This is a genomic window from Amycolatopsis sp. NPDC024027, from assembly GCF_040638975.1.
Taxonomy (GTDB): domain Bacteria; phylum Actinomycetota; class Actinomycetes; order Mycobacteriales; family Pseudonocardiaceae; genus Amycolatopsis.
Genome location: NZ_JBEZYY010000006.1, coordinates 145,973 through 160,698, shown reverse-complemented (window position 1 = coordinate 160,698; position 14,726 = coordinate 145,973). Strand labels below are relative to the sequence as shown.

Sequence of the window (14,726 nt, the reverse complement as noted above, 5' to 3'; positions counted from 1 at the left end):
TCCCGCCTAGCGGGTGAAGGTGAACCAGTTGACGTTGACGAAGTCCGCCGAGCTCCCGGAGAACGTCAGGTAGAGGTCGTGCACGCCGGTGGCCGAGGCGACGACGTTGGCCGGCACGGTCTGCCACTGCTGCCAGCCGCCGTTGTTCGCGAAGTCGATCTCGGCGACCACCGGGCCCGTCACGCTGTCCAGGCGGGCCCGGATGGCGCCGCTGACCCCCGCGGCCGCCCCCGAGGCGAGGCGGGCGACGAACTGGTTCGGCGAGCTCGACCCGAAGTCGACGCGGGCGTACTTCAGCCAGTCGCCGTCCGCGATCCAGCCGACGTCCACCCCGCCGCCCGTGTCGCCGCACGTCTCGTTCTGCGTGCCGCTCTGGGCGTTGTAGGCCTCCGCCTGGATGGTGGAGTACGCGCTCGTGCCGCCGGAGCCGGGCGGGGTGGTGCCGCCGCCCGCGCCCGGTCCGAGCGAGACCGTCCAGGACGTCGGGGCCGGGTCCTGGAGGTGGCCGTCGACGGGCTGGGCCCCGGTCGGGCCGACGTCGTCGTACGGGAAGGCGTAGCCGATCGAGGCGTACTGGTGCACCAGGCGGGCGTAGTGGTTGGTGGTGGCGTCCCGGTAGTACTGCGCGGGTGCGACGCCGTCGGGCTGGTTGTTCCCGCCGCCCACCAGTAGGCTGCTGCGGTTCAGCGCGGCGGCCAGCCGGGCGGCGACCGCGCCCCGGGCGTCGCTGCCGGAGTTGTACAGCGGTCCGCTCGCGCAGCCGAAGATGTCCGCCGCGCTCGGCTTGGTGAACGGCACACCGTTGGTGTTCAGGCCGCCGAACACGATCGCGTCGCCGCTGACCGTGCCCGTGTAGGAGCCGATGCCGCCCTGGCCGTTGATCGTGAGCGGGGTCGTGCGGTAGTGGTCCCAGACGGCGTTGAGGTAGTTCGTCCAGTAGCCGCCGAAATCGACGGGGGAGTGGCCGGGCGCGAGCACCCGCACCACCTTGCCGGCCGAGTCGGTGACGACCAGCCGGTCCCAGGGGGCGCCGTCGGTGCTGTGCTGCGCGCGCAGGCCGTCCGCGATGCTCCCGAGGGCGCCCGACGGCAGCGGGCTGACCGACTGCGCGCCCGCCGCGCCGGTGGTGGCCATCGACACCGGCAGCGCCACCATGTCGACGTAGCTGATGTTCGCGTAGAGGTTCGCGCTGTTGTAGGTGAACTCGCAGAACGTCCAGTTCGTCTGCCAGTTCGGGTCCGAGCTGGTGAAGCCGGGCTGCACCAGGCCGGGCCCGGGGTTGACGAAGAACTGGATCTTCTTGTCGACCGAGAACCACACCCGGCCGCCGATGAGGTAGTCGGTCAGGGTCACCGTGAGCTGGGACCCCGAGCCGCCGAGCGGGATGGCGTAGTCCGGGACCGGCGTCACCGGCGAGGACGGGTTGGGCAGCGCCTGGAACCGGCCGTCGGCGGTGACGAAGCCGGGGCGGCCCGCGGTGTCCGAGCCGCTGATGTAGGCGTAGACGGTGCCGCCGCCCGAATTGTTCTTCAGCGTCAACGGCAGGGCCGCGGCGGCTCGCGCGCGCGGCGTGGTGACGGCGGACCACAGCGGCGTGCTCGCCGCGGCGGCGACCAGGCCGGCGGTGACGAAGGTACGCCTCGACAGCATGGCACCTCCTCGGAAACGGGCGGCTTCCGCGCGGCCGGCCGGCCCCGCGTCCACCGGGACGGTGACCGGACGGTAGGTACGCGGTCCGGCGGGGTCAACATGCGACGGCCCGGATCGGGTACGGACGGCCCTCGAAGCTGCCTCATGTTGCCCGGACCAGCGCTGCCGGTGGTCCGGGTACCGTCCTTTGTGGACGCCGTGGTCAGCGGTCGCGCGGTGCGGGCAGCCCGGCGGCGGCCAGCGCCGCCCAGAGCGGCTTCGCGCCGACCCGCGGGGTCCCCAGTCCTTCGACGAACCGGCAGCCGAAATCGCCGGCGGTGAGGGTGGTCGTCCGCCCTTGGGTGTCGACGAACCGAAGCCGGTAGCTCGGCCCCATGTCGGCGGTGCAGGCCAGGTCCGACGGTGGTTCCGGCAGGGCGCACGCGGCGGCGGCGACCTTCTTGATCGCGGCCGCGTCGGTGGTGCGGTCTTCGCCGCGCGTGCCGTCCGCCGTGGCGGGCAACGGCGGGTAAAGGGGCCCGCTGTCGACGAGTTCGCGGGGTGCGTAGGAGGCCGAGCACAGCGCGTCGGCCGACCCGGGCGGCGCGTTGTTGCCACAGGCCACGGCGGTCAGGGCGACGAGGATCGCGCCCGGGACGGCGGACAGCCTTCGCATGGGAGGTGCCTCCTTCGCTCCGTTGCTTCCCGGACGGAACGAGGAGGCCACCGGGTTGCACGGATCCGGTGGCCGGCCAGGAGCTGTGTCGAAGGCGGGTGGTCGCCCGCCGCGGGACCCGTTGGCCACGCGGCGGGCGACCTGGTCCTCGCGCTCCGGGCTGACGAAGGCGATCCGCCGGCCCCGCGTGGCGGCGGAGCGAGCACCAAATCCAGCTTGCCGTCGACGGGCGAGGCTTGCCGGTACGAATCCCGCGCACCCCAGGGCCAAGCGGGACGCAACCCGCAACTGCTGCCCCGCTCGTCCGCCACGGGACCCGTCGAGGATCCGGTCCCAGGTGCAGTCCTCGTGCCATCGCCGGCCACCACCGTGCTGCGGCGGCAACAGCGGCTCGATCGCCGCCCACGCCGCTCCGGGCTCTCACCGCGACCAACCACCGCGCACAGTCACCAGAGGTCCGGCCCCACCACTTACCCGACGCTAGGGGTGGACTCCCTCGGCGAGGATGACGTCGGCGAGGTTGTCCATCGCCCGGGTCATGTCGGCGCGCAAGCCGGCCGCGACGATCCGATGCACCAGCGGACCGAGCGGCCCCAGGCCGAGGCGGTACTGGACGGCATACGTCATCAGCGTGCTCTCCGAACCGTCGCCGCGGGTGATCGGCTCGAACTCGAACACGTTGGTCAGGTCCTGCAGCGGTGCGAAGCCGACTCCGGTGTCGACGCGGCGGGCCAGCGGGTCGATCTCGCGGACCGTCCAGGTGGACCGGGTGGTCAGCGGGCCGAGCGACTTGTTGCGTTCGCGGTAGGTCCGGCCGATTTCCGCGGTGCCGTGGTGGTCGGTCACCTCCAGGACGGTCGGGACCCACTCGGCGTAGCGGTGGGTCGCGGAGATCACGTCCCACACCCGCCGGACCGGGTGCGGGATGATCGCCTGCTCGGAAACGGTGTAGTCGCGCACCATCGTCCCCTTCACTCGTGGCCGAGGACGGCGCGGGCGGCGGTTTCGCCGGAGCGGACCGCGCCGTCCATGTATCCGTTCCAGTGGTCCGCGTGCTCGGCGCCGGCCCAGTGCACCCGGCCGAACGGCCGGTCGCGCCAGGGGCCGAGCTCGGTCAGCACGCCGGGCCCGGGCACGGACGTCGGTCCGCCGCGGGTCCATTCCTCCCCGACCCAGTCCTGCTCGAAGTACTCCACCGGGCGCAACGCGGGCTTCCCCACGGCGGCGGCGAAGGCGCGCAAAACGGCGGCGCGTCGCTCGCGGGGCGGCCGGGCCGCCCAGGCGTGCCACTGCGGGCCGCCGAGGAAGCCCATCAGGACGCCCGGCCTGCCGTCGGGCGGGGAGTTGTCCCACATGGAACAGATCGGTGACCCGTGCCGGAACACGGCTTGGCCGTTGAGCCCGTCGGCCCGCCAGAACGGCTCCGGGTACACGGCTTCGCACTTCATCAGCGCGCCGAAGGTCATCCGGGAGAACAGCGCGTCCTGCTGCGGCGGCAGCAACGGGCGCCAGGAGATCCGGGCGGCCAGTGCCGGCGGGACGGCGACGACGACGTGCCGCGCGCTCCAGCTGTCCACATCGGACTTCACCGTCACCCGGTCGTCGTCCTGCTCGATCGCCCGCACCGGAGCACCGAGTACCACGCGTCCGTCGAGCTCGTCGCCGATGCGTTGGGAGATCAGCTGGGAGCCGCCGGCGAAGCGGGATTCCTGCGCTCCGCCGGTGACGCCGATGCCGCGTTCGACGGTGCCGGGGGTGGTTTCGTTGCCGAAGCCGGCGATGTACCAGAGGCTGTAGAGCAGTGACGCGTCGGCGGCGCTGCCGCCGTAGGCCGAGCCGAGCAGCACGTTGACCAGGTCCAGCGCGCCGGTGCCCGCCGTGGTGTGCCGGAGCCAGCTTTCGAACGTCATGCTGTCCCACGCCCGCGCCTTCGGGGCGCGCCACGGCGCTTCCAGGGGGATCTTCCCGGCCAGCTGGTTGATCCGCCGCATGGCGATCGCGAGGTCGGGCAGGGCCAGCGGGTCGGGCGGGATGTCGCCGCGGTACCGGCGCGCCCGGTCGCCGTTGACGTAGACCGACGCTCCCTCGGTGTGGGCCGGGAACGTCTCGACGCCGACCTGCTTGGCCAGCGCGAGGATGTGGTCCTGGGTGGGGCCGGCGAACTGGCCGCCCGCCTCCACCACCTTGCCGTCGCCGAGGTCGTGGTTCACGGTGCGGCCGCCGACCCGGTCGCGGGCTTCGAGGACGACGACGTCCCGGCCGGCCGCGGTCAGCTCGCGGGCGGCGGTGAGCCCGGCCAGGCCCGCGCCGACCACGACGACGTCAGTGCGGCGCATCGGCGGTCTCCAGCGTGGGCGTGGCCGCGGCGAAGGCGTCGGCGGCCGCCAGGTCGAACTCGCCGTGGTCGCTGCCCAGCCCCTGGGCGACCAGGGCCGCGGCGGCCGAGCCGAGCACGGCGGCGTCCCGCGGCGACCGGCCGAGGCCGATGCCGCGGAGGAAGCCCGCGGAGAACGCGTCACCGCAGCCGGTGGTGTCGACGACGTCGACCGCGAACGCGGGGACCGCGATCACCTCGTCCGCCGTGATCACCAAGGCACCGCGGGCTTCCCGGGTGACGGCGACACAGCCGACGCCCTGGCCGAGCAACGCGCGGGCGCCGGCTTCGAGGGTTTCGGCGCCGGTGAGCCCGAGGACCTGCTGCTCGTTGGGCAGCAGGTAGTCCAAAGAGGACAGCGCGGGGGCGATCCAGGCCAGGATGCCGGGGTCGCCGGGGGCGAGCAGGTCGGCCGAGGTGACCACCCCGGCCGCCCGTGCCGGGGCGAGGATCTTCGCCGCGTTCTCCCCGCCCATCAGCTCGGGTGCGCCGAGGTGCAGGTGGGTCGCCCGGGCGACTTCGGCTTCCGCGATGTCGCCGGGCCCGTAGGTGAGGTTCGCGCCGGGGACGTGGAAGGCGGGCCGGCTGCCGTCGGGCCGGATCGGCAACACCGACGCCGAGGTCTGCACGTCCTCGCGGCGGACCACCAGGGAGGTGTCGATGCCGTACCGGGTCAGCATGGCCAGCAGCAGGTCGCCGATCGGGTCGGTGCCGATCGCGCCGGCGGTGCGGACGGCCGCGCCGAGCTTGGCCAGCGTCAGCGCGGTGCCGGCCGCGGTCCCGGCCGGGCCGAACCGGATCTGCTCGACCAGGGCCGCGCCCTGGCCCTCCGGGATGGCTTCGACCGGCCGGACCTGCACGTCGAACACGTGCGCGCCGAGCGTGATCACCGTTTGCGTCACAGATCCTCCTCGATCCGTTTGGTGCTGCCGTAGCCGCGCCGCAGCGCGGCTTCGATCACCGCGGCCTGCTGGGCGGTGTCCAGGACCCGGGGCGTGCCGATCGACGCGGCGTTCCGGTAGAGCTCGCAGGCCCACTCGAGCAGCAGCGCGTTGTCCACCGCCGCCTGGAGCGTGGGGCCGTGCACGACGGCGCCGTGGTTGGCCATCAGCGCCGCCGACTTGCCTTCCAGCGCGGTCCACACGTGCTCGGCCAGCTCATCGCTGCCGAAGACGGCGAAGGGCGCGACCCGCACGGCCCCGCCGAGCAGGAGCTGCTGGTAGTGCACGCACGGGAGTTCGTCGAGCACCAGCGACACCGCGGTGGCCTGCGGCGAGTGCGTGTGCACCACCGCGCCGGCGCCGGAACGGCGGTAGAGGCCCAGGTGCAGTTCGAGTTCCGAGGTCGGCGCGAGCTCGCCGGCGACGACGGTCCCGGCCAGGTCGACGACGGTGATCTGCTCCGGCGTGATGCGCCCGAGCACGGCGCCGGTCGCGGTCACCGCGACGTGCTCGCCCACGCGCACGCTCACGTTGCCCGCCGTGCCGATCAGCAGCCCGGCGGCGGCCAGGTCGTGGCAAGCCGCCACCACCGCGTGCCGCTCGGCCTGCAGGAGCACTGTCCCCTGAGTCATCGGCCCAGCGTAGGCCAAACATGAAACAAAGTCACGTTCATGTTCGAGGGGCCGGTCTCGGAACGGGCGATGCCGGCCGCTGACAGGAACAGTGCGGCCCCGGCGGCGTGGCCCTGTCCGCCCTGTTGCGCGGGGGCACGCCGATCGCCGCGGGCGTGCTGATCATCGAACTCGGCGCGGCCGCGCACTGAAGGGGTGGTGGGATGACGCCGCTGGTGGGCCGGACGATCCTGATCGTCGGTGCTTCCTCGGGCATCGGGGCCCAGGGGCCCGCGACCTCGCCGGCCACGGCAACCGGGTGGCGATCGTGGCCCGGCGGGCGGTCGAACTCGCGCCCGAGGGACTGCGGTTCACCTCGCTGTACCCCGGCTTTGTAGCCACCGCGCGCGTCAGTGCCGACGGGCTGCCGAAACCGTTCCAGATCAGCGGAAAAGCAGGTCGCGTGGCACGTGGTCCGGGCACTGCGGCGGGAACCCACCGGCGCGTCCTTCCCGTGGACTACGTCCGCGCTGACCCGGGTGCTGCCGGTGTCCGTTTCTGGGCCATTGCTGCGAAAACTGGCCCGTTGACCGGACCCACAGGACGATGCCCCGCCCGCGGGCCGCGGTGAACCGGACGGGCCCGTGGCCCGTGTAGCCGTCGGGTGTGGAGCGGAAGCACGGGAGATCGCCTGATGACTGCCATCGAGGAAAGCCGCCGCGCGGGCCGGAAGCCGGACGAACGGCCGGGGTGGAACGCCGACCCCGTCCTCGTCCTGACTTTGGTCCTGTTGGCCGGATTCCTGGCGCAGGGCCCGGTTCGGCGGCTGTTGTCCGCTCCGGTCATGCAGAGCTGGATGACGGTGTTCGTGGCGGTGGTCGTGCAGGCGCTGCCCTTCCTCGTCCTCGGCGTGCTGCTGTCGGCCGGGCTCGCGGTCTTCGTGCCGCCGTCCTTCTTCACCCGCGTGCTGCCGAAACGGCCGTCGCTGGCGGTGCCGGTCGCCGGGCTGGCCGGCGCGGTCCTGCCCGGCTGCGAATGCGCGTCGGTGCCCGTGGCCGGCGCGCTGGTGCGCGGCGGCGTGCACCCTTCGGCCGCGTTCGCGTTCCTGCTGTCGGCGCCGGCGATCAACCCGGTGGTGCTGACGGCGACGGCCGTCGCGTTCCCCGGGCAGCCGGGGATGGTCGTCGCCCGGTTCGCCGCGAGTCTCGCGGCGTCGTGCGTGATGGGCTGGCTGTGGCAGCGCCTCGGCCGCCCGGACTGGCTGCGTCCCCGGGCGCACGAGCACGGCGACGGCGGGCCGAGGGGAGCGGTGTTCTGGGGATCGGTGCGGCACGACGTCATGCACGCGGGCGGGTTCCTCGTCGGCGGCGCGATGGCCGCCGCGACCCTCAAAGCCGTGGTGCCCGCGAGCTGGCTGCAGGCCGCGGCCGGCCATCCGGTCGTGGGGGTCCTGGCCCTGTCGGCCCTCGCGGTGCTGCTGTCGATCTGTTCGGAGGCCGACGCGTTCGTCGCGTCGTCGCTGACGCAGTTCTCGCCGACGGCGCGGCTGGCGTTCCTGGTCGTCGGCCCGATGATCGACCTGAAGCTGTTCGGGATGCAGGCCGCCACGTTCGGCCGCGGGTTCGCGCTGCGGTTCGCGCCGGTGACCTTCGTCGTGGCCGTCGGGGCCGCGGTCCTGACCGGGGCGGTGCTGCTGTGAACCGGACCGTGCAGGCGATCCTGCTGTTCCTCGTCGGCGGGGTCCTGCTTCACGCCGGCGTGACCGGGCTGTACCTGCGGTACGTCAAGGCCGGGCTGCGCCCGCTGGTGCTGGCGGCCGGCGTGGTGCTGGTGATCGCGGCCGTCGCGACCGTCTGGTACGCGCGGCGCCGTCCAGCCGGCCATCCGGCGCCCCGGATCTCGTGGCTGCTGGTGCTGCCGGTGTTCGCGCTGATCCTCGCCGCGCCACCGGCTTTGGGCTCCTACAGCGCGATGCGCGCCGGCACGGCGGTGACGGCGCCGCGGATCGTCACCCCGCTCCCGGACGGCGACCCCGTCCGGCTGACGGTGATCGACTACGCGGACCGCGCGGTCTACGACCACGGCCGGTCGCTGACCGGCCGGACCGTCACGATCACCGGGTTCGTGGCCTTCGACCCGGGCGGCACGCCGTACCTGGTCCGCATGCTCCTGAACTGCTGCGCGGCGGACGCCCAGCCGGTGAAGGTCGGCCTGACCGGCCGGGTTCCGCCGGTGCTCCAGCCCGATTCGTGGCTGGAGGTCACCGGCGGCTACAGCGCCGAGCAGGCCGTGGACCCGGTCAACGGCGGAACCATCCCGTTCGTCGACGTCGGCCGGGCCCGGCCGGTCCCGCCACCGGCCGATCCCTACGAAAGCCTCGGCTAGCGGCGCGCGTCGCGGCGATGCAGTGAATGACTCATTCCTGGCGTCCGACGACATGAATGAGTCATTCATGTCGTCGGTCCCCGGTCATCTTCCCGCCTGCGGGCCGATCATCGAGTTCACGTCGATCGGCGACGGGATGGCGCCGAGCTGCAGCAGCAGGTCCGGGACCCGTTGCAGGCGCCGGGAATCCAGGACCGCGCCGTAACCCGGTAAGGTGAGCAGCTTGGCCGTGTCCTCGTCGATCTTGGCGAAGCGCACCAGCAGGGGCTCGACCTTGGCGCGGTCGAACGTGGCGTCGTGGGTCGCCTTCTGCATGGCGCGCTGGAACGCGGCCAGGGTCTTCGGGTTTTCCTTGACCCACTTCCGCGTGGCGCCGTAGCCGGTCAGCGGGAAATCCTGGGTGGCCCCGCTGTTGACGTCGATCACCGGGATCGCGCCGGCCGTCTTGGCGGCCTGCGTGATGTACGGCTCCGGCAGGTACGCGGCATCGGCCTCCCCCTGCTGCAGCGCCGCGGCGATGTTGGGCAGCGGGATCAGCACCCATTTCACCTTGCTGAAATCGACGTTGTGGTCTTGCATGATCGAGCGGGTGAGAAGATCCGAAGCGGTGTTCTTGGCCGTGATGGCGATCTTCGCGGTGGCCAGGTCGGCGATGGTTTTCACCGGCGAATTCGGGACCGTGACGATCGCATTGGACTTCGCGTTGACCGACGTCGCGTCGGCGACCAGCTGCATGTCGGCGGCGCCGGTGCTGCGGGCGGTGAAGAACGGCGGATAGGTCGAGAACGCGATGTCGGCGTCGCCCGAGATCGACTTCGCCAACGAGGCCTGACCGCTGGCGGCGATCACGGACTCGACGGTGAGGCCCTCGGCCCGGAAGTAGCCTTCGTCCTGGGCGAGCCAGAACGGCGCGAGGTCCGTGGTGGGCAGGATCGAAACCTTCAGCGTCGTTTTCTCCGGCCCGCCGCCGCTCGACGAGGCGCCCGAGCCGGTGGCGCCGAGTGCGCCGCAACCGGTTACGACCGTGACGACCGCGAGAGCGAGCGCGGCACGAACACGACCACTGTTCCTGACGATTCCAAACAAGGTCTGCTCCTCGAAGGAGATGACAGTTGATGTACCGGCTCCAAGGAAGGTGGGTGATTCACTCCCCGGCGTCAGGCGGGCCACTGTAGGGACCCCGGCAGCCCTTGACAATGCGTGATGGCGCCGGATCCGGGAATTCACCAGAATGGCGGCACGCATTCTTGATCGGCGATCTTGGGGGGCGCGGGCCGCGAGGTTGCTCGGCGTGAAGTTCGACGACGGCGCCGGTGGAGTGCGAAAACCGTGGCCCGAGGGACCCCGGCAAGGCGGAAAACAACGGCTCGGCCGGGAAATCCGCACCGGAGAACCGGCCGTGGTCGCCGCCCGCGAAATCGAACCGGCCGCGGGTATTGGCCGAGTTGTCTGCGAAAGCAGGCAATGTCCGCGGTGGGATCAAGAGGGTGCTGCCCGGGCCGTGTTGACGCAGCGTAGTCGAGGGCGGGAGGTGTGGCGGGCCATGGATGTGGCGACGATTCCCCGGTGCGGCACCGCATCCGGTGGTGTTCCGCCCGGCCGGCCGCACCTTGTCCGGGGGCGCTGAGCGGACGGCGACCGCTGCACGGACGGCGGATTGACCCATTCGGGACGGGCGAGTGAATCACGTCCCGATCACGAATCGGGGCATTTGCCTAATGGGAGGTTTCGCGGCCGGGAACTCGGGACTACCGCCCGGCGTTCCGCCGTGGCCAAGTGCGCCCCTTGTTGGGGAACGGGTTTTACTTCTAAAATCCCCCGTGTGCGACCGCTTACGGAGGGTACCGAGCTGCTGGTCGGCCGGGACAGCGAGCTGTCCCGGCTGGTCGCTTGGATCCGTGACGTCGCGGCGGGCCGGGGCCGGGCCGTGCTGGTCGACGGCGAGCCCGGGATCGGCAAGTCGGCGCTGGTCCGGTCCGCCTGCGCGGCCGCCACCGACGCGGGCTGCCAGGTGTACTGGGGCGCCGGCGACGAGCTCGGTCAGGCGCTGCCGCTGCTGCCGCTGCTGGATGCCCTGGAGATCACGCCGGTCACGCGGGATCCCCGTCGTGACGCCGTTTCCGAGCTGCTGGGCGGCGGCGCCGTCGCGGGCAAGGGCGCCGACCTCGCCGCCGCGGCCGCCGAACGGCTGATCGCGCTGGTGGACCAGCTCTGCCAGGACGGCCCGGCCGTGCTGGTCGTCGACGAGCTGCAGTGGGCCGACAGCACGACGGTGGCGGTGTGGAGCCGGCTCGCCCGCTCGGTCCGGCAGCTGCCGCTGCTGCTGATCGGGGTGCTGCGGCCGGTGCCGCGCCGCGACGACCTGCGTTCGCTCTTCCGGATCGTCCGGCCGGCGGAACGGCTCCGGCTGACCCGGCTGGCGGAACCGGCGGTGCTCGAGCTGGTGGCCGCCCTGGCCGGTGGCAAGCCGGGCGCCCTGCTGGAGGAGCTGGCCGCCGGCGCGGCCGGGAATCCGTTGTACCTCACCGAATTGGTCGACGCGCTGACCAGGAGCTCGTGCCTGGAGGTCGACCCCGAGGGCGTCGCGGAGCTGACCGGCGCGGCCACGCCGGATTCCCTGCCGGAAGCGATCGCGGACCGGCTGGGCTTCCTCACCGAGCCGGCCCGGGGCGTGCTGCGGACCGCGGCGCTGCTCGGCGTCGGCTTCTCGGTCGCGGACCTGGTGACCGTGACGAACTCCTCGCTCGCCGACCTGCTGCCCGCGCTCGACGAGGCCCGCGCCGCCGGCGTGCTGGTGGCGGCCGGCGACGACCTCGAGTTCCGGCACCCGTTGATCCGCACGGCGTTGTACGACGAGATGCCGACGGCGGTCCGGATCGCCTGGCACCAGTCCGCCGCGTGGGCGCTGGCCGAGGCGAACGCCCCGGTCGAGCGGGTGGCGCGGCAGCTGCTGCCGATGGTGTCCACAACGGACAGTCGCGTGCCGGTGCCGGACTGGGCCGTGCGGTGGTTGCTCGACGTGGCCATGCCGCTGATCGGCCAGGCGCCGGTGGTCGCCGTCGCGCTCCTGAGACGGGCGGTGCGGGACGCGCCGCTCGACGACGCCGTGACCGGCGCGCTGGCCTGCCGGCTGGCCGACGCGTACTACCGGGTGGGCAACGTGGCCCAGGCCGAGCGGATCGCTTGCCGCGCACTGGATCGCGTCCGCGACCCCGACGTGCGCGTCGACCTGCACACGACGGTCGTCCAGAGCCGCGGGACGGCGGGTCGCGCCGCCGAGTCCCTCCCCGCGCTCAACGAGGCGCTGACCCAGCCGGGGCTGCAGGCCCGGCACCGGGCCCGGTTGCTGGTGCTCATCGCGCGGATCCGGCGTGTCCTCGGCGAAGTCGACTCCGCGGGCCGGGCCGCGTCCGCGGCGCTGGCCGAACTGGGCTCGGCCGAAGACCGCTGGGCGGCCGGGTGGGCGCTGCACGTGCTCGCCCAGGGCGCGATGGCGCGCGGCGAGTGGGCCGCCGCGCTGCCGCTGTTCGAGCGTGCGATCGCCATCGTGCGAGGCGATCCCACGCTCATCGAACTCACCCTGCTGCTGCGCATCAACCAGTCGGTCACCTTCGGCGCGCTCGACCGCTACGCCGACGCGCTCACCGCCGCCGGGCAGGCGCGCGACCTGGCCGAGCGCACCGGCAGCGAGGCCCGGCTGACCCAGGTCCAGAGCGCGATCGGGCAGCTGATGCTGGGCGCCGGCCGGTGGGACGACGCGCTGGCCGAGGTCGACGTCGTCCCGGACGACCAGAAGGACCCGGGCGTGGTGTGCTGCGACCACGGCGTCGCCGCGATCATCCACCTCCACCGCGACGAGCCGGCCGCGGCCCGCCACCACCTCGACGTCGCCGCCCTGCATTCGGAACGCGCCGGCGACGAAGTCGTGGAATCCCTGGTCCGGGCCCGGAGCCTGGCGTTCGAGCACGCCGGCGCGCCGGAGCGGGCGCTCGCCGTGCTGACCGCCGTGCCGGCGGGCGAAGACGCGGGGGAGGAGCGGCTGGGCGACGCCGTCCGGCTGGCGATGGCGATCGGCGACGTGCGGACCGCGGCGGAGATCGAGGCCCGGGCGCGCGGGATCGCCGCCGAGTCCGCCGTGCCGCACCGCCGCGCGCTCGCGCTGTACTGCCGCGGCCTGCTCGAGCGGGACGGGACGATGTTGCTGCGCGCCGCCGACGGCTACGCGGACGCCGGCCGTCCGCTGTCCCGGGCCAAGGCCCTGGAAGCGGCCGCGCTCGCCTTCGCCGACGTCCGGACCGAGGACCGCGGTTCGGCGCGGGCCGCCTTCACCCACGCCATCGACCTCTACGCGGAGCTGGACGCGCAATGGGACGTGGCGAGGCTGCGCGCCCAGTTCCGGGCGCTGGGCATCCGGCGCGGCCCGAAGGTGAAGCACCGCCAGGCCACGCACGGCTGGGACAGCCTCACCCCGACCGAGGGCCGGATCGCCGCGCTGGTGGTCGAAGGCCTGTCGAACCCGCAGATCGCGGGGCGCCTCTACCTGTCCCCGCGCACGGTCGGCACGCACGTCTCGCACATCCTGACCAAGCTGGGCGTGCATTCGCGCATCGACATCGCCCGGGAAGCGGCCCGCCACCAGTCCGCTTCCGGCTGAGCCGCTGTCAGCCGGGTGCGGCAGCGGGTTCGAAGGTCGCGAATGACTCATTCGGGACCTCCGAGGTCCCGAATGAGTCATTCGCGACGCCGGCGACGGCGGATCAAGCGGCGACTTCCGGAGCGTCGTCCTGGGGATGCACGGCGAGCGGCGGGGTGGTCGCCGAAGCCGGCGCCGGAGCCGGAGCGGGGGCCCGGCGGAACACCGCGATGTGCCCGCTGACCATCTGACCGAGCAGGACCGCCAGGACCAGCATCAGCGGGGTCCGCCATCCGCCCGTGCCCGTGTGCAGCCAGCCGCAGAGCAGCACGCCGAACCCGGCGATGACGTACCCCACGCCCTGGACCACGGCGGACAACGCCACCGAGCTGTCCTTGCTGCGCAACGAGATGGTCGTCAGGACGAACGCGAGCGCCCCCATGCCCGTGCCGGTGGCCGCGGCCCACACCCACGGTGCGGCCGCGGGCGCGAGGAGCAGGCCGGTCACCCCGATCACGTTGGGCGTGGCCAGGATGACGACGAGCGCGGTCTGGTTGCGCCAGCGGCGCGTCCAGCCCGGCACCAGCCACATCATCGGCAACCCCATGGCCATCGACAACGCAAGGCACGCACCGGCCGTCGTCGAAGGGACGCCGGCGCTGCGCAGGATGCCGGGTAGCCAGCCCATGACCAGGAACGTCACCGTCGAAATGAGTCCGAAGTGGATGGTCAGGGCCGAGGCCCGCACCGTCCCCGGGGCCGTCCGCGGCGACACGAACTCGCCGGGCGTGCGCTGCCACACCTGCTGGGCCAGCAGCGCCGTGGTCGCCCACACGCCGAGCGCGACCCGCCACGACGACGTCATGATCGCCGTGGGCGTGACCAGCGCACCGGCCGTGCTGCCCACCCCGAGCCCGAAGGTGAAGGCGGCGGACCCCTGGGCCAGCAACGGCAGCATGGTCCCGAGCACGGCGATGGACAGGCACGCCAGCGCCGTCCCGACCAGGAGTTCCACCGAGCCCCCGAGGACCCGTCCGGCCAGCGACAGCACCAGCCCGATGAGCGCCACGGTGACGGTCCGGTGGGTCCCCACCCGGCTGCACAGCCACGGCGTCGCCCAGCCGCCGAGGCCGATCGCCCAGAGGGGCAGGGCGACGAGCACCGCGGCGACGAGGCCACCGGCGACGGAGATGTCCGGCAGCGCGGCGCCCAGGCTGGTCACGGCCGGCCGCAGGTTCAGTGCGAGAACGAAGATGACCAGAGTGGAGACGGTGGTGGTAGCACGCGACATCGCTCCTCCTCGGCGTCGAGGCCGGAGCGTCATACTCCGTGCAACAATGTTTCGTGGTGGGCGCAATCCAGACATCCGTCACCTGACGGATGAACGAACTTCGTTACCTCGCAACGGATATGTCGGCTTTGCTGGGCCTGCGGATGGGCGTGCATCGGCACGGCCGGAGCTCCTCGTCTGCCGAAG

The 14,726-nt window shown here is 72.9% G+C and carries 11 protein-coding genes and 1 pseudogene; 3 read left to right on the top strand and 9 right to left on the bottom strand.

What is annotated here, in order from left to right:
- Window positions 1–6: 6 nt before the first annotated feature.
- From AB0F52_RS17315 to AB0F52_RS17285, 7 genes and pseudogenes are all read right to left on the bottom strand, one after another.
- On the bottom strand, window positions 7–1,650 hold the full coding sequence (locus AB0F52_RS17315; protein WP_360171258.1) for a beta-1,3-glucanase family protein: 1,644 nt from the start codon (window positions 1,648–1,650) through the stop codon (window positions 7–9).
- A gap of 202 nt (window positions 1,651–1,852) precedes the next feature.
- Complete coding sequence (locus AB0F52_RS17310; protein WP_360172028.1) at window positions 1,853–2,305, bottom strand: hypothetical protein; 453 nt, start codon at window positions 2,303–2,305, stop codon at window positions 1,853–1,855.
- A gap of 81 nt (window positions 2,306–2,386) precedes the next feature.
- Window positions 2,387–2,500, bottom strand: a pseudogene (locus AB0F52_RS17305) (IS5/IS1182 family transposase); the annotation flags it as partial.
- A gap of 285 nt (window positions 2,501–2,785) precedes the next feature.
- Entirely contained in the window at window positions 2,786–3,268 is a 483-nt protein-coding gene (locus AB0F52_RS17300) for an SRPBCC family protein (protein WP_360171255.1), read from the bottom strand.
- Between the two features lie 8 nt (window positions 3,269–3,276).
- Window positions 3,277–4,641 carry an FAD-dependent oxidoreductase gene (locus tag AB0F52_RS17295; RefSeq protein ID WP_360171252.1) on the bottom strand — a complete coding sequence of 455 codons (1,365 nt, stop codon included), beginning with the start codon at window positions 4,639–4,641 and terminating at the stop codon, window positions 3,277–3,279.
- Complete coding sequence (locus AB0F52_RS17290; RefSeq protein WP_360171248.1) at window positions 4,628–5,581, bottom strand: carbohydrate kinase family protein; 954 nt, start codon at window positions 5,579–5,581, stop codon at window positions 4,628–4,630. The genes AB0F52_RS17295 and AB0F52_RS17290 overlap by 14 nt, the downstream gene beginning before the upstream one ends.
- On the bottom strand, window positions 5,578–6,237 hold the full coding sequence (locus AB0F52_RS17285; protein WP_360172025.1) for a class II aldolase/adducin family protein: 660 nt from the start codon (window positions 6,235–6,237) through the stop codon (window positions 5,578–5,580). The genes AB0F52_RS17290 and AB0F52_RS17285 overlap by 4 nt, the downstream gene beginning before the upstream one ends.
- 688 nt (window positions 6,238–6,925) lie before the next feature.
- Between AB0F52_RS17285 and AB0F52_RS17280 the strand changes: the two genes are divergently transcribed.
- Window positions 6,926–7,930 carry a permease gene (locus tag AB0F52_RS17280; protein WP_360171245.1) on the top strand — a complete coding sequence of 335 codons (1,005 nt, stop codon included), beginning with the start codon at window positions 6,926–6,928 and terminating at the stop codon, window positions 7,928–7,930.
- A complete protein-coding gene (locus tag AB0F52_RS17275) occupies window positions 7,927–8,616 on the top strand; it encodes a TIGR03943 family protein (protein ID WP_360171242.1) in 690 nt (229 codons plus the stop codon). Before AB0F52_RS17280 ends, AB0F52_RS17275 begins: the two co-directional genes overlap by 4 nt.
- 84 nt (window positions 8,617–8,700) lie before the next feature.
- Here AB0F52_RS17275 and AB0F52_RS17270 read toward each other — a convergent pair whose 3' ends face one another.
- A complete protein-coding gene (locus AB0F52_RS17270) occupies window positions 8,701–9,702 on the bottom strand; it encodes an ABC transporter substrate-binding protein (protein ID WP_360172022.1) in 1,002 nt (333 codons plus the stop codon).
- A gap of 736 nt (window positions 9,703–10,438) precedes the next feature.
- On the opposite strand from AB0F52_RS17270, the gene AB0F52_RS17265 reads away from it, so the two are divergent.
- On the top strand, window positions 10,439–13,270 hold the full coding sequence (locus AB0F52_RS17265) for an AAA family ATPase (protein WP_360171239.1): 2,832 nt from the start codon (window positions 10,439–10,441) through the stop codon (window positions 13,268–13,270).
- Window positions 13,271–13,373: 103 nt separating this feature from the next.
- Here AB0F52_RS17265 and AB0F52_RS17260 read toward each other — a convergent pair whose 3' ends face one another.
- Window positions 13,374–14,540, bottom strand: a complete 1,167-nt coding sequence (locus AB0F52_RS17260; RefSeq protein WP_360171236.1) for an MFS transporter — start codon at window positions 14,538–14,540, stop codon at window positions 13,374–13,376.
- Window positions 14,541–14,726 lie beyond the last annotated feature (186 nt).

Excerpts from the sequence above, each read along its gene's own strand:
- AB0F52_RS17315 (WP_360171258.1), bottom strand. The coding sequence starts at position 1,650 with ATGCTGTCGAGGCGTACCTTCGTCACCGCCGGCCTGGTCGCCGCCGCG.
- AB0F52_RS17310 (WP_360172028.1), bottom strand. The coding sequence starts at position 2,305 with ATGCGAAGGCTGTCCGCCGTCCCGGGCGCGATCCTCGTCGCCCTGACC.
- AB0F52_RS17300 (WP_360171255.1), bottom strand. The coding sequence starts at position 3,268 with ATGGTGCGCGACTACACCGTTTCCGAGCAGGCGATCATCCCGCACCCG.
- AB0F52_RS17295 (WP_360171252.1), bottom strand. The coding sequence starts at position 4,641 with ATGCGCCGCACTGACGTCGTCGTGGTCGGCGCGGGCCTGGCCGGGCTC.
- AB0F52_RS17280 (WP_360171245.1), top strand. The coding sequence starts at position 6,926 with ATGACTGCCATCGAGGAAAGCCGCCGCGCGGGCCGGAAGCCGGACGAA.
- AB0F52_RS17260 (WP_360171236.1), bottom strand. The coding sequence starts at position 14,540 with ATGTCGCGTGCTACCACCACCGTCTCCACTCTGGTCATCTTCGTTCTC.